This is a genomic window from Streptomyces sp. NPDC046759, from assembly GCF_040645475.1.
Lineage (GTDB): Bacteria > Actinomycetota > Actinomycetes > Streptomycetales > Streptomycetaceae > Streptomyces.
In genome coordinates this window covers 1-14,740 of the sequence record NZ_JBEYYJ010000034.1, presented here as the reverse complement: position 1 = coordinate 14,740, position 14,740 = coordinate 1, and the positions used below count along the sequence as shown (strand labels likewise).

Annotated in this window: 12 protein-coding genes; 6 read left to right on the top strand and 6 right to left on the bottom strand. The window is 72.0% G+C overall.

All coding sequences use genetic code 11. The features are described 5' to 3' along the window. Positions 1-35: 35 nt before the first annotated feature. Together ABZ919_RS34285 and ABZ919_RS34280 are read right to left on the bottom strand one after the other, a co-directional pair. Complete coding sequence (locus ABZ919_RS34285) at positions 36-737, bottom strand: response regulator (protein ID WP_361255756.1); 702 nt, start codon at positions 735-737, stop codon at positions 36-38. Continuing rightward, the gene (locus ABZ919_RS34280) at positions 734-2,362 is read right to left on the bottom strand and encodes a sensor histidine kinase (RefSeq protein WP_361255754.1); all 1,629 of its coding nucleotides are present in this window, start codon (positions 2,360-2,362) and stop codon (positions 734-736) included. Before ABZ919_RS34280 ends, ABZ919_RS34285 begins: the two co-directional genes overlap by 4 nt. Positions 2,363-2,512: 150 nt before the next feature. Here ABZ919_RS34280 and ABZ919_RS34275 point away from each other — a divergent pair, with 150 nt between their 5' ends. Further along, positions 2,513-3,889, top strand: a complete 1,377-nt coding sequence (locus ABZ919_RS34275) for a cation:dicarboxylase symporter family transporter (protein WP_361255751.1) — start codon at positions 2,513-2,515, stop codon at positions 3,887-3,889. Positions 3,890-3,998: 109 nt separating this feature from the next. On the opposite strand, the gene ABZ919_RS34270 is transcribed toward ABZ919_RS34275, so the two are convergent. Next, on the bottom strand, positions 3,999-4,619 hold the full coding sequence (locus ABZ919_RS34270; protein ID WP_361255748.1) for a TetR/AcrR family transcriptional regulator: 621 nt from the start codon (positions 4,617-4,619) through the stop codon (positions 3,999-4,001). Between the two features lie 158 nt (positions 4,620-4,777). Between ABZ919_RS34270 and ABZ919_RS34265 the strand changes: the two genes are divergently transcribed. The 5 genes from ABZ919_RS34265 to ABZ919_RS34245 all read left to right on the top strand — a co-directional run bounded on the left by ABZ919_RS34265 (position 4,778) and on the right by ABZ919_RS34245 (position 10,586). Further along, a complete protein-coding gene (locus tag ABZ919_RS34265) occupies positions 4,778-6,451 on the top strand; it encodes an MFS transporter (protein ID WP_361255745.1) in 1,674 nt (557 codons plus the stop codon). A gap of 120 nt (positions 6,452-6,571) precedes the next feature. After that, entirely contained in the window at positions 6,572-7,336 is a 765-nt protein-coding gene (locus tag ABZ919_RS34260) for a DUF2127 domain-containing protein (protein WP_361255742.1), read from the top strand. Between the two features lie 83 nt (positions 7,337-7,419). Continuing rightward, on the top strand, positions 7,420-7,848 hold the full coding sequence (locus tag ABZ919_RS34255; RefSeq protein ID WP_361255739.1) for a MerR family transcriptional regulator: 429 nt from the start codon (positions 7,420-7,422) through the stop codon (positions 7,846-7,848). Beyond that, positions 7,845-8,177, top strand: a complete 333-nt coding sequence (gene trxA / locus ABZ919_RS34250; protein WP_361255736.1) for a thioredoxin — start codon at positions 7,845-7,847, stop codon at positions 8,175-8,177. The genes ABZ919_RS34255 and trxA overlap by 4 nt, the downstream gene beginning before the upstream one ends. Positions 8,178-8,345: 168 nt before the next feature. Further along, positions 8,346-10,586 carry a UvrD-helicase domain-containing protein gene (locus ABZ919_RS34245; protein ID WP_361255986.1) on the top strand — a complete coding sequence of 747 codons (2,241 nt, stop codon included), beginning with the start codon at positions 8,346-8,348 and terminating at the stop codon, positions 10,584-10,586. A 63-nt stretch (positions 10,587-10,649) separates the two neighbouring features. Here the strand turns inward: ABZ919_RS34245 and glgB are convergent, their stop codons facing one another. From glgB to ABZ919_RS34230, 3 genes are all read right to left on the bottom strand, one after another. Next, positions 10,650-12,884: a 1,4-alpha-glucan branching enzyme gene (gene glgB, locus ABZ919_RS34240; protein WP_361255733.1), complete on the bottom strand. Its 2,235-nt coding sequence runs from the start codon at positions 12,882-12,884 to the stop codon at positions 10,650-10,652. Further along, positions 12,881-14,272, bottom strand: coding sequence for a maltokinase (locus ABZ919_RS34235; protein ID WP_361255730.1), 1,392 nt, complete (start codon positions 14,270-14,272; stop codon positions 12,881-12,883). Before ABZ919_RS34235 ends, glgB begins: the two co-directional genes overlap by 4 nt. A gap of 108 nt (positions 14,273-14,380) precedes the next feature. Beyond that, the coding region (locus ABZ919_RS34230; protein WP_361255727.1) for an alpha-glucosidase C-terminal domain-containing protein at positions 14,381-14,740 on the bottom strand (360 nt) is incomplete at its 5' end.

Here is a 14,740-nt window from a genome sequence, read left to right as displayed (position 1 = left end):
GTCCGACGCACCAAAGGCCCGCGCCGAAGCCGGGCTCACCGCCCCGGGCCCGGCCCCCGGACCCATCGGTACACCAGCTCCGGTCTGCCCACCTGCCCGTACACCGGCTTGCGTTCGGCGCGTCCCGCTTCCACCAGGTGCTCGAGATAGCGCCGGGCGGTGATCCTCGAGATCCCCACCGCCTCGGCCAGCCCCGCCGCCGTGAGCCCTTCCCGCGCCTCCCTCAGCGCACCGGTCACCCGCTCCAGGGTCGGTCCGCTCAACCCCTTGGGCAGCGCCGCGGGCGTCGGTGCGCGCAGGGCCGCCAGGGCCCGGTCGACCTCGTCCTGCCCGCTCGCCTCGCCGGCCGCCGCGCGGAACTCGGCGTAACGGACCAGGCGGTCGCGGAGCGTGGCGAAGGTGAAGGGCTTCAGGACGTACTGCACGACCCCGAGCGAGACACCCTCCCGCACCACCGCCAGATCCCGCGCCGACGTCACCGCTATCACGTCCGCGTGATGCCCGGCCGCGCGCAGGGAGCGGGCGAACTGCAGGCCGTGCACGTCCGGAAGGTGCAGGTCCAGCAGCAGCAGATCCACGGCCGTACGGTCCAGGACGCGGCGGGCCTCAGCGCCCGTGTGCGCCCTGCCGACCGCGACGAACCCCGGCACCCGGCCGACGTACATCACATGGGCGTCAGCGGCCACCGGGTCGTCTTCGACCACGAGCACGCGGATCGGCTGCCGTTCCTGCGTCATCTGCCGTCCCCCACCGCCGACCGCAGCGGCAACCGCACCTCGAACACCGCTCCGCCCCCGCCGTCCTCGTCGGACTCCGCCACCGTCAACGTGCCCCCGTGGCGGTTCACCGCCTGCCGGACCAGGGCCAGTCCGAGGCCCCGCCCGCCGGGCCCGGCCGGCTTCGTCGAGAACCCCCGCTGGAATACCAGGTCCGCGTGGGCCGGGTCGACCCCGGGGCCCGTGTCGGACACCCGCAGCACCACCTCGTCCGGGGAGGCGTACGCCGTCACGGTCACCCGCGCCCGGACGCTTCCCTGGGCCGCGTCCACCGCGTTGTCGATCAGGTTGCCGAGGATGGTGACGAGGTCCCGTGCGGGCAGGTCGTCCGGGAGCAGGCCGTCGTCCAGGCGGCTGGCGGGCGACACCACCAGCTCCACGCCGCGCTCGTTCGCCTGTGCCGTCTTGCCCAGCAGCAGAGCGGCCAGCACCGGTTCGCCGACCGCCGCGACCACCTGGTCGGTCAGGGCCTGGGCCAGTTCCAGCTCCGCCGTGGCGAACTCCACCGCCTCCTCGGCCCGGCCCAGCTCGATCAGGGACACCACCGTGTGGAGACGGTTGGCGGCCTCGTGCGCCTGCGAGCGCAGGGCCTGGGTGAAGCCCCGCTCCGAGTCCAGCTCGCCCATCAGGGACTGCAGTTCGGTCACGTCGCGCAGGGTCACCACCGTGCCGCGGCGATCGCCCCCCGACACGGGGGAGGTGTTCACCACGAGCACCCGGGACGCCGTCAGATGCACCTCGTCCACCCGGGGCTCCGAGGACAGCAGCGCGCCGGTCAGCGGGGCCGGCAGGCCCAGGTCGGCGACCGAGCGGCCGATCACCTCGCCCTCCTGGCCGACGCCGAGCAGTTCCCGCCCGCCGTCGTTGATCAGCGCCACCCTGAACTGCCCGTCCAGCATCAGCAGGCCCTCACGGACCGCGTGCAGTGCCGCCTGGTGGTAGTCGTGCATGTGGCTCAGCTCGGTGGCGTTCATGCCGTGGGTGTGGCGGCGCAGGCGGGCGTTGATCACGTAGGTGGCGACGCCGCCGAGCGCGAGGATGCCGGCCGCGACGCCGAACAGTGCCGTGACCTGCTCCTGGATCCGCGCGCTGATCGCTTCCACCTTGATGCCGGCACTGACCAGGCCGATGACCCGGCCACGCTCCTCCACGGGCGTGACGGCGCGCACGGACGGGCCGAGCGTGCCGGTGTAGGTCTCGGTGAAGGTCCTGCCCCGCTGGGCGGGCGCGATGGTGCCGATGAACCGCCTGCCGATCTGGCGGGGGTCCGGATGGGTCCAGCGGATTCCCTCGGGCGTCATGATCGTGACGAAGTCGACGCCGGTGTCCGTCTGCACCTTCAGCGCGTACGGCCGGAGCGCCGTCGAGGGCTGCGCGGTGTGGATCGCCGCCCGTACCGAGGGGGAGTCGGCGATCGAGCGGGCGACCGCCGTGGCCTGGCGGCGGGCCGCGCCCTCGGCCTGACCGCGGTCGCTGACCAGGGTGAACAGCGCATAACCGGCCACGACGAGGGCGAGCAGCACCGCCTGCATGGCGAACAGCTGGCCCGCCAGGCTGCGAGGTCGCGTCAGGACGGGGAGGCGCATGCCGTCAGTCTGCCTCTCCGTTCTGGCGTGAACTAAATGAACGGAAGGGTGACCGGCCTCACAGGCCGGGAGATAGTCACCGCATCCCCGAATCCCCCGGACGTGAGCCGCACGCCGGTGACACCGACGACGTCGTCAAGGAGGGCCGCCGTGGCCGGAGCAGCCGATACGGTACCTGCCGTAACCCCCGTCAAGCGGGACCGCACCCATTTCCTCTACCTCGCGGTGATCGTCGCCGTTGCCCTGGGTATCGCGGTGGGGTTCGCCGCGCCGGACTTCGCCGAGGAGCTCAAGCCGCTCGGCACGGGCTTCGTGAACCTGATCAAGATGATGATCACGCCGGTCATCTTCTGCACCATCGTCACCGGTGTCGGCTCGATCCGCAGCGCCGCGAAGGTCGGCAAGCTGGGCGGACTCGCGCTCGGCTACTTCATCGCCATGTCGTTCGTGGCCCTGGCCATCGGCCTGGTGGTCGGCAACGTCCTCCACCCCGGCGCGGGCATGCACCTGACCGATGCGGCCAAACAGGCCGGCCACACCCAGGCCGCCAGCGGCAGCGAGGGCCTCGTCGACTTCGTGATGGGCATCATCCCGACCACGTTCGTCTCCGCCTTCACCGGTGGCGTGGTGCTGCAGACGCTGCTCGTCGCGCTGCTGGTCGGCTTCGCCGTCCAGGCGATGGGCACGTCCGGTGAGCCGATCCTGCGCGGCATCGGGCACATCCAGAAGCTGGTCTTCCGGGTCCTGTCCATGATCATGTGGGCGGCGCCGGTGGGCGCGTTCGGCGCGATCGCCGCGGTCGTCGGCGAGACCGGCGTAGAGGCGCTGAAGGCCCTCGGCACGATCATGCTGGCCTTCTACATCACCTGTGTGCTCTTCGTCGGCCTGGTGCTCGGCCCGGTGCTGTGGTTCGTCGCCAAGGTGAACATCCTCAGGCTGCTGAGGTACCTCGGCCGCGAGTTCCTGCTCATCCTGTCGACGTCGTCCTCCGACACCGCTCTGCCGCGCCTGATCGCCAAGATGGAACACCTCGGCGTGAGCCGCCCGGTCGTGGGCATCACCGTGCCGACCGGCTACTCCTTCAACCTCGACGGCACCATGATCTACCTGACCATGGCGTCCCTGTTCATCGCCGACGCCCTGGGCCAGCCGCTGCACCTGGGCGAGCAGATCACCCTGCTGCTGTTCATGATGGTCGCGTCCAAGGGCGCCGCGGGCGTCTCCGGCGCCGGTCTCGCCACCCTCGCCGGCGCGCTGCAGTCGCACCGGCCCGCCCTGGTGGACGGCGTCGGCCTCATCGTCGGCATCGACCGCTTCATGAGCGAGGCGCGTGCGCTGACCAACTTCGCGGGCAACGCGGTGGCCACGGTGCTGATCGGCTCCTGGACGAAGGAGATCGACAAGGCCCGCGTGGAGCAGGTCCTGTCGGGTGAGCTGCCGTTCGACGAGAGCACACTGCTGGACGAGGGAGGGCAGACGGTCACCGGGCTTCCCGAACCGAGGGAGGGGGAACTGGCCAAGGCCTGAGCCGCCCGGAAGCTCCGGACGTCCGGCCCCGCCTGAACCCGGGCCGGGCGTCCGGCAACCACCGCCCGGCGGCCGAGCCCGCCGTGCTTCGGCCGCCCGGTCTCCTTCGTCACTCCTCACTCACCTTGGCCACCAGCGCGGTGGCCAGCGAGGCGGGTACGCCCGCCGCGGTCAGCACCGTGACCGTGGCCGAGCGGCCCGCCTCCTGTGCTGTCACAAGGCCGTCGTTCACCGCCTCCATGACCGCGAAGAGCATCTGCTCGTGCACGTACGCCAGGGCCGGCGCCGGCAGCGGGGAGCTGAACACGCCCTCGTCCAGGCCCTTCTGCAGCAGACGGATCTTGTTGGCGCGCAGCGGGGCGAGCCGTTCGCGGATGCCCTGGACGGTGACCGTGCGCTGGGCCAGGGCGATCAGCAGCCGGTAGCGGTCGGCGATCTCCCAGATGCCGAGCACCGAGCGGGCCACCGCCTCCGCCGGGTCCCCCACCCGCGTGCGCGCTCCGGCGTCCGCGTCCGCCAGCGCCTGCACCGCCTCGTCGACGAGCGTGCTGATCAGGGCCTCACGGCTGGGGAAATGGCCGTACACCGTCCGCCGTACGACGCCTGCCGCGCGCGCGATCTGGTCCATGGAGGCGTCGGGATCGCGCAGCAGCTCGGCGAGGGCGACGTCGAGGATGCGGCGCCGGTTGGCGTCGGCGCGGCTGGTGCTACCCGTGGTCATGGCCGTCATTGTGCCCTCCCGCCGGCTGCCGGCCGCCTCCCCGGTTCAACTTGCACAGTCTTGTGCAACGGCGTACATTGCACATTGCTGTGCAATTACACGACGCTGTGTAGATCACAGTGATCACCACGTCACTCGTCGCACACCGAGGAAGGCGACCCCCTGCCATGCGACTCGTCATGACCGAACCGGTCGAGAAGATGGAGCGCCCCTACGCCCGGCGCTGGTGGGCACTGCTCGTGCTCTGCCTGAGCCTGCTGATCATCGTGATGGCGAACACCGCCCTCACGGTCGCCGCGCCCGACATGACGAAGGACCTCGGGCTCTCCAGCGCCGACCTGCAGTGGGTCATCGACGGCTACACCGTCCCCTACGCGGCCCTGATGCTGCTGCTCGGCGCCATCGGCGACAAGTACAGCCGACGCGGGGCGCTCGTCCTCGGACTCGTGGTCTTCGGCGCCGGCGCCGTCTTCGGCTACCTCGCCGACAGCGCGGCGACCGTCATCGCCGCCCGTGCGGTGATGGGCGTCGGCGCGGCACTGATCATGCCCGCCACGCTCTCCCTGCTGGCCGCGACCTTCCCGCGCGCCGAGCGCGCCAAGGCGATCGTCCTGTGGACCGCCACCGCCGGACTCGCCATCGCCGCCGGGCCGGTGGTCGCCGGCGCCCTCCTGCGCGACCACGGCTGGTCCTCGACCTTCCTGATCAACGTGCCCATCGCCGCCGTGGCGATCGTCGGCGCCCTCGTCCTCGTCCCCCCGTCCAAGGCGGGCCACCACGACCGCATCGACTACGTCGGCGGCCTGCTGTCGGTGATCTGGACCGGCTCGCTGGTCTACATGATCATCGAGGGCCCGCACTTCGGCTGGGGCGCCAAGGCCGTCACGGCGGCCGTGGTCGCGGGCGCCGGCCTCGTCGCCTTCGTCCTGTGGGAGCTGCGCCACCCGCGCCCCATCCTGGACGTCCGCCGCTTCACCGGCCGCCGGTTCGCGGGCTCCAACCTCGCCGTCGCCCTGTTCTTCCTCGCCGTCTTCGGCGCCTTCTACTACCTCACCCAGCACCTGCAGTTCGTCCTCGGCTACGACGCCCTGCAGACCGGCGTACGCATGCTGCCGCTGGCCGGCGCGGTCTTCGTCGGCTCCGCCCTCACCGGCTGGCTCACCCCGCGCCTCGGCATGAAGATCACCGTGACCGCGGGCATGGTCGGCGGCACCACCGCTCTCGCGCTGCTGACCCGCATCGACGCGGGCTCCGGCTACGGCGACTTCGTCGCCCCGCTGATCATCCTCGGCCTCGCCATCGGCCTCGCCCTCTCGCCGTGCACCGACGCGATCATGGGCGCCTTCCCCGAGTCCGAGCTGGGCGTCGGCGGCGCGGTCAACGACACCTCGCTGGAGCTGGGCGGCTCGCTCGGCATCGCGATCCTCGGCTCGCTGCTCGCGACGTCCTACGGCCACCACCTCTCCGACGCCACCGCCGGCAGCAAGCTCCCGGCGAGCGCCCGGGACACCGCGCAGGACTCGGTCGGCGCCGGGTACGCCGTCGCCCAGGGCATCGGCGAGAAGGCGCACGCGCTGGCCGCGCGGGCGGCGAAGGCACCGGACCCCCAGCAGGCCGCGCAGCTCAAGCAGCAGGCCGCCGAACTCGCCTCCGGCGCCCGGCAGATGGCCGACGCGGTCGGCTCCTCCTTCGCCACCGCAGTCGCGCACACCAGCCTGGTCGGCGCGGTGATCCTCGGCATCGGCACGGTCCTGGTGGGCATCCTGCTGCCGCGCCGTGAGTCCGCCGCGTCCGAGGCGATGGAGGAGGATAAGGAGCTGGTGGAATCCGCCGTCGGCTGACGCACCCTCGCCCCCATCCACTAACGTGCCGACCGACCCGGATCAACCGGAACGGCACGTTCGTGTATGGCGTCAGTATGTGCGGACGTGTGTGTCAGCAACTGTGTGGAGGCACGGGGGATGAAGATCGACTGGAACCGGCGCACCTGCGCCCGCAAAGGGCACGTCACCTACGCGCCCGACGACCCCCGGCTGCGGATCCGGCTGCACGCCGAGACCGCGCTCGGGGACGTGTGGCGCTGTCTGCGCTGCGGCGACTTCGCGCTGGGCGAGCCGCACGGCTCGGGGCCGGCGTCCGACGCGCCGCTGGTGCCGCGCGGCAAGGTGCTGCGCGACCTGTTCATCCTCCGCTTCCTGGCCGTCGAGCGGGCGGTGCGCGGGGTGTTCATCGTGCTGGTCGCGGTGGCGGTGTGGAAGTTCAGCAACAGCCAGGACGCCGTGCGCCGGCTCTTCAACGAGAACATGGACGTCTTCCGCCCGGTCTTCCGGCACTTCCACTACGACCTCGACCACTCGCCGGTCGTCGGCTCCATCCAGAAGGCGTTCGGCTACAAGCACTCCACCCTGCTGCTGGTGGCCGCTCTGCTGCTCGCCTACGCGCTGATCGAGCTGGTCGAGGCGGTCGGCCTCTGGTACGCCAAGCGCTGGGCGGAGTATCTGACGGTGGTCGCGACGGCCGCCTTCCTCCCCCTGGAGATCTACGAGCTCACCGAGAAGGTCAGCTACCTGAAGATCGCCACCCTGGTGCTCAACATCCTGGCGGTCCTCTACATCGCCGTCGCCAAGCGTCTGTTCGGCCTGCGCGGCGGTCGCAGGGCCTTCGAGGAGGAGCGGCACAGCGCGTCCCTGCTGGAGGTGGAGGAGTCGGCGGGGGTGACCGTCTGAGTGCCCGTGCCCCACACGACGCCCCGCGGGCGAGGACGGCGCCGCTTGCCTTGACGCCGACGTCAACGCCTACGGTCGTGGGCATGCGAATCGGCGAGCTGGCCGCGCGGGCCGGGACCACCACCCGTACCCTGCGCTACTACGAGGCACGCGGGCTGCTGCCGGCCCGGCGTGACGGCAAGGGGCACCGGACCTACGGCGAGGCCGACCTGAGGCTGCTGGAGCAGATCCGGACCCTGCAGGACTTCGGCTTCGGGCTCGAGGAGACGCGGCCCTTCGTGGAGTGCCTGCGTGCCGGGCACCCGGAGGGCGACTCCTGCCCGGCCTCGCTCGAGGTCTACCGGCGCAAGCTGGACGAGCTGGACGCGCTCATCGGGCAGCTGTCGGCGGTGCGGGAGACGGTCGCCGGGCAGTTGCGGCGGGCCGAGCTGGCGCGCGACGCGCTGGCCGCCGAGGCGCTGGTTCCGGGGGGCCCGGAACCCGTATGCGAGCTGGGAGGGCATGCGCGATGAGCTTGGTGAGCGGTCTCGCCGAGGTGACGGACTCGGATTGGGACACGGAGGTGCGGGGTTCGGACCTGCCGGTGCTGGTGCAGTTCACGGCCGACTGGTGCGGGCCGTGCCGGCAGCTGGCGCCGGTGCTGAGGGACATCGCCTTCGAGGAGGGCGACCGGCTGAAGGTCGTCCAGATCGACGTGGACCGGAATCCGGGCACGACCGTCGCCTACGGTGTGCTGTCGACACCGACCCTGATGGTCTTCCGGGACGGTGAGCCGGTGCGGTCGATGGTGGGGGCACGGCCCAAGCGGCGGCTGCTGGAGGAGCTGGCCGACGTGCTGTAAAAGCGGCCGCCCACGGAAAAATCCCCTGAGCAATTGCGCTCGGGGGATTTCTGTGCGTATATTCGGTGGTTCGCGACTTGAATTCTTTTCGGTCGCGAAGAAGTCCAACGAGCACAGTATATCCGGGCGGGAGCGGAATTGTCAAACACCGAATTTCCGGACGATGAATTGCGGCACGAGCAGGAATTCATCGACGGACTGTACGCGCGCGTGGACGTGCTGCGCGGCGAGGCGGAGACCTCGGTCGCGGACGCGCTCGCCCAGGGCGACAAGCCCATGCAGGCCCGGCTGGAGCGGGACATCCTGGTCGCCGAGCGCTCGGGGCTGCTCGCCGCGCTGAACGCCGTCGACGGTTCGCTCTGCTTCGGCCGGATCGACCTCGCCGACGGCACCGCCCACCACATCGGCCGGATCGGGCTGCGCGAGGACGACGCCGAGCGCACCCCCGTCCTCATCGACTGGCGCGCCGACGTCGCCCGCCCCTTCTACGTGGCCACCGGGCACACCCCGATGGGCCTGCGCCGCCGCCGGCACATCGGCACCGAGGGCCGGACGGTGACCTCGCTGCACGACGAGATCCTCGACCTCGGCGACGCCACCCGCACCGGGTACGAGGACCACAACGGCGACGCCGTGCTGCTGGCCGCGCTCAACTCGGCGCGCACCGGACGCATGAGCGACATCGTGCAGACCATCCAGGCCGAGCAGGACGAGATCATCCGGGCGCCGCACCGCGGGGTGCTGGTCGTCGAGGGCGGACCGGGGACGGGGAAGACGGCGGTCGCGCTGCACCGCGCGGCGTATCTGCTCTACGAGCACCGGGAACTGCTGGCCCGCCGGGCCGTGCTGATCGTCGGCCCCAACCCCGCGTTCCTCGGCTACATCGGTGAGGTGCTGCCCTCGCTCGGCGAGACCGGAGTGCTGCTGGCCACGGTCGGCGAGCTGTTCCCCGGGGTGAGGGCGACCGCCACCGACACCCCGGAGGCGGCCGCCGTGAAGGGCCGGGCCGGCATGGCCGACGTGCTCGCCGCCGTCGTACGCGACCGGCAGGCCCTGCCCGACCCGGTGATCGCGATCGAGCACGACCGCGAGGTGCTGATGCTGGACGACGGCCTGGTGGGCGTCGCCCGCGAGCGCACCCGCGCAGCGAAGCTGCCGCACAACGCGGCCCGCGAGCACTTCGAGGGCCACATCCTCAACACCCTCACCGAGCTCTACGCCGAGCGGGTGGGCACCGACCCGTACGACGGCAGCAGCCTGCTGGACGCCTCCGACATCACCCAGATCCGCGACGAACTCGCCGAGAACCCGGAGGTCTGGTCCGCCATCGACCGGCTGTGGCCGCGGATCACCCCGCAGCGGCTCGTCGCCGACTTCCTCGCGGAGCCCGACGGCCACCTCCCCGAGGAGGACGCCGACGCGATCCGCCGCCCGGTGACCCGGGCCTGGACCGTCGCCGACGTCCCCCTGCTGGACGAGGCGGCCGAACTCCTCGGCGAGGACGACCGGCTGACGCGTCTGCGCGCCGAACGCGAGCGCGCGACGCAGATCGCCTACGCGCAGGGCGTCCTCGACGTGTCGTACGCCTCCCGGACGTACGAGTTCGAGGACAAGGAGGACGGTGACCCGGACGCGTCCGAGGTCCTGTCGGCGCACGACATCATCGACGCCGAGCGCTTCGCCGAGCGGCAGGAGGAGGCCGACCACCGCAGCGCCGCCGAGCGGGCCGCGGCCGACCGTACCTGGGCGTTCGGGCACATCATCGTCGACGAGGCGCAGGAGCTGTCGCCGATGGCCTGGCGGCTGCTGATGCGGCGCAGCCCGACCCGCTCGATGACCCTGGTCGGCGATCCGGCCCAGACCGCAGAGGCGGCCGGGGCCGGGTCCTGGGCGGACATCCTCGCCCCCTATGTCGAGGACCGCTGGGAACACACCCGGCTCGGCGTCAACTACCGCACCCCGGCCGAGATCATGGAGCTGGCCGCGGCGGTGGTCCGCGCCGGGAACCCGGACTTCGAGCCGCCGAGCTCGGTCCGCTCCACGGGCGTACGGCCCTGGGTGCGGCGCGCCGACGGCGATCTGCCCGAGGCCGTCGCCAAGGCGGCCGCCGAACTCACCCCGGCCGAGGGCCGCCTCGCCGTGATCGCGCCGCGCGCGCTGCACCGCTCGCTGGCCGCCCGGCTGGACGGTGTCACGGCGGGCGCCGAGCCCGACCTGACCCGTACGGTCGTCCTGCTCGACCCCCGCCAGGCCAAGGGCCTCGAGTTCGACTCGGTCCTGGTGGTGGAGCCGGGCGAGTACGGCACGAGCGACCTGTACGTCGCCCTCACCCGCGCCACCCAGCGGCTCGGGGTGCTGTACACGGACGGGCTGCCGAAGGCGCTGGGCGCCGCGGTCACCGGCGGGTAGCGGCCGGAGCGGGCCGGCGGGCGCCACCGGCCCGCCCGGGGCGGCGCCGGCCGGCCGGCCCTGTCAGGCCGGCCGCAGCCAGACCGTGGCCAGCGGGGGCAGGGTGAGGCGGATGCTTGCCGGGCGGCCGTGCCAGGTCCGGGGTTCGGGCTTGATGACGTCCGGGTTGACGGTGTCGCCGCCGCCGTAGCGGGCCGCGTCGGTGTTCAGGGACTCGTGCCAGGCCGGCACGTCGTCGGGCACGCCGAGGCGGTAGTCGTGGCGGACCACCGGAGACAGGTGGGAGACCGCGAGGAGCGGGGTGCCGTCGGCGTCGAGGCGCAGGAACGCGAAGACGTTGTCGTCCGCGGCGTCCCCGGTGATCCACTGGAAGCCGGCCGGATCGGTGTCCCGCTGCCACAGGGCGGGAGCGGCCCGGTACAGCGCGTTCAGGTCCCGCACGAGGTCCCGCACTCCCCGGTGGTCGGCCTCGGCGCCGTAGGACGGGTCGAGCAGCCACCAGTCGGGGCCGTGCGCCTCGGACCACTCGGCTCCCTGGGCGAACTCCTGGCCCATGAAGAGGAGTTGCTTGCCCGGGTGCGCCCACATGAAGCCCAGGTAGGCGCGGTGATTGGCGCGCTGCTGCCACCAGTCGCCGGGCATCTTCGACACCAGGGACCGCTTGCCGTGCACGACCTCGTCGTGGGAGATCGGCAGGACGTAGTTCTCGCTGTAGGCGTACACCATCGAGAAGGTCATCCCGTGGTGGTGGTACCGGCGGTGGATCGGCTCGTGGCTCATGTACTGCAGCGAGTCGTGCATCCAGCCCATGTTCCACTTCAGGCCGAAGCCGAGCCCGCCGAAGCCGCTCGGTCCCTTGTGGTGGGTGGGCCGGGTGACGCCGTCCCAGGCCGTGGACTCCTCCGCGACGGTCACGACTCCCGGGCAACGGCGGTAGACGGTGGCGTTCATCTCCTGCAGGAAGGCCACCGCGTCCAGGTTCTCCCGGCCGCCGTGCTCGTTCGGCGTCCACTGGCCCGGCTCGCGCGAGTAGTCCAGGTAGAGCATGGAGGCGACCGCGTCCACGCGCAGGCCGTCGATGTGGAACTCCTCGCACCAGTACACGGCGTTCGCCACCAGGAAGTTGCGCACCTCGCGGCGGCCGAAGTCGAACTCCAGGGTGCCCCAGTCCGGATGCGCGGCCCGCAGCGGGTCGTGGTGCTCGTACAGCGGGCGTCCGTCGAACTCGGCCAGCGCCCAGTCGTCGCGCGGGAAGTGCGCCGGGACCCAGTCCATCAGCACGCCGATGCCGGCCTGGTGCAGCCTGTCCACCAGGTACTTGAAGTCGTCCGGGGTGCCGAGCCGGGCCGTGGGGGCGTAGAAGCCGGTGACCTGGTAGCCCCAGGAGCCGCCGAACGGGTGCTCGGCGACCGGCATCAGCTCCACATGGGTGAAACCCATCTCCTCCACGTACGCCGGGAGTTGCTCGGCCAGTTGCCGGTAGGTCAGGCCGGGGCGCCAGGAGGGGAGGTGGACCTCGTACACGGAGAAGGGGGCCTCGGGCACCGGGGTGTCGGCGCGATGCGCCATCCACTCGTCGTCGGCCCACTCGTGGTGCGAGGCGTGCACGATCGACGCGGTCGCGGGCGGGACCTCGGTGCGGCGGGCCAGCGGGTCGGCGCGCAGGGTGCGTGAACCGTCCGGGCGGGTGATCTCGAACTTGTACGCCTCGCCCTCGCCGATCCCCGGCACGAACAGCTCCCACACCCCGGAGGAGCCGAGCGAGCGCATCGGGAAGCCGCTGCCGTCCCAGAAGTTGAAGCTTCCCGCGACCCGCACGCCGAGGGCGTTCGGCGCCCACACCGCGAACCGGGTGCCGGGCACGCCCTGATGGGTGGTGACGTGCGCGCCGAGCGCCTGCCACAGCTGCTCGTGCCGGCCCTCGCCGATCAGGTGCAGGTCCAGCTCGCCGAGGGTGGGCAGGAAACGGTAGGCGTCCTCGGTCTCCTGGACGGTGCCGTCGTACTCCACCAGCAGGCGGTACTCCGGCACGTCCGGAAGCGGCAGCAGACCCGAGAAGAACCCGTCGCCGTCGTCGTGCAGCTCCGCCCGCAGATCGGGGGTGACGACCGAGACGGACAGTGCGTAGGGCCTGAAGGCCCGGAACACCAAGCCCCCGGGCGCGGGGTGGACGCCCAGTACCGCGTGCGGATCGTGATGCGAGCCGTGCCGGAGCCGGTCGCGGTCGCCCGCGTCCGGCGCCGGGGAGACGGCCACGACGGGGATGTCCTTCGCGCGGGCTGACTTCTTCGTCGTCACGAACGGTCCTCCTGGTCGGGCGCGGCGAGGCGACGGATCGCCGAGAGCGGTACGGGGAGCCAGTCGGGGCGGTGCCGGGCCTCGTAGACGACCTCGTAGACCGCCTTGTCGGTCTCGTAGGCCCGCAGGAGCACCGGATCGGTGCGCGGATCGCGGCCGGCCACCTCCCCGTAGCCGGAGCAGTACGCGGCCCGGCACGCGCGCGCCCACTGCGGCGCGGGCGGACTCACCGAACGGGCCGCGTAGTCGAAGGAACGGAGCATCCCCGCGACGTCCCGCACCGGCGGCTGGGGCAGCCTGCGTTCGGCCGCCGGCCGGGCCGGTTCCCCCTCGAAGTCGATCAGCGACCACTCGCCGGAGGGCGAGCGCAGACACTGGCCGAGGTGCAGGTCACCGTGGATCCGCTGGGCGGTCCAGGTACGGCCCTCGGCGGCGAGCCCGGCCAGCGCCCGGTAGGCCGAGCGCAGCCCGTTCCCGTACGGCCGCAGCGCGGGCACCGCCGCTACGGCCGCCTCCAGCCGCTCCGTCATCCCGTCGACCAGCGCCCGCAGCTGGACATGGCCGAGGGTGACCGTCGGCAGGGCCAGCGCGAGGGCGGTGTGCACCTCGGCGGTGGCCCGGCCCAGCGCCCGCGCCTCGGCGGCGAAGTCCTCGCCCTTGGCCAGCTCGCGCAACGCCAGCTCCCAGCCGTCGCTCGCCCCGCTGACGAACGGCTGGAGCACCGCGAGGACATACGACTCACCGTTCAGCTCGGCGCGCAGCCAGGCCGTCGGCGCGGGCACCCGGGGGCAGCCCTCGCGCGCCAGTGCCAGGGGTATCTCCAGGTCGGGGTTGGTGCCGGGCACCACCCGGCGCAGCAGTTTCAGGATGAACCTGTCGCCGTAGACCACCGACGAGTTGGACTGCTCGGCGGTCATCAGCCGGGCCACGAGACCCTCGTGGATCTCCTGGTGCGGATCCCGCTCGAAACACAGCCCGCCGATGCGGGCCTGGGTGCGCAGGGCCTCCAGGAGCACTTCGGCGGGCCGGGGGTCGTACAGGGCCTCGTACACCGTGCGTCCGGCGAGCGGGCCCCCCTCCACGTGTCCGATGAGCGCGGGCGCCAGGCGGGGCGGCAGCGCCTCGCGCACGCCTATGAGGAGCTGGTAGCAGTCGCCCGGATGGGGCTCGGCGCCCAGGGCGGACGGCTGGTGGACGCGCAGCAGGAGGTGGTACAGGCCCAGCCGCCCGTCCGGCGGCAGCAGTTCGGTGACGGCCACCGGCGTGAACCCGGTGACCGGGCGTCCCTTGCCGGCGAACCAGCGCTGCCTCGGCAGCCACTCGCGCAACAAAGGATCCAGGGAGGCGAGCAGCGAGGTGGTGCCGGATGAGGTGACCGTTTCCGCCATGGGGCGTCACGTCCTTTCCCCGGAGCGCGAGGGGGTGTCATTTCTGCGTGCCCCGGGTGGGGCGATGGAAACGCCCCACCGCCCCACCCGGCCGGACCGAGGCGGTACCTAGACCGGGTCCCGGCGCAACCGGAACCAGTAGAAGCCGTGCCCCGCCAGGGTGAGCAGGTACGGCAGCTCGCCGATCGCCGGGAAGCGGACCCCGCCGAACAGCTCGACCGGGTGCCGCCCGCCGAACCGGCTCAGGTCCAGCTCCGTCGGCTGCGCGAAGCGGGAGAAGTTGTGCACGCAGAGCACGAGGTCGTCCTCGTACTCCCGCAGGAAGGCGAGTACCGCCGGGTTGGAGGACAGCAGTTCGTTGTAGGACCCCAGTCCGAAGGCGGGATTCTGCTTGCGGATCTCGATCATGCGCCGCGTCCAGTGCAGCAGCGAGGACGGCGAGGACATCGACGCCTCGACGTTGGTGAC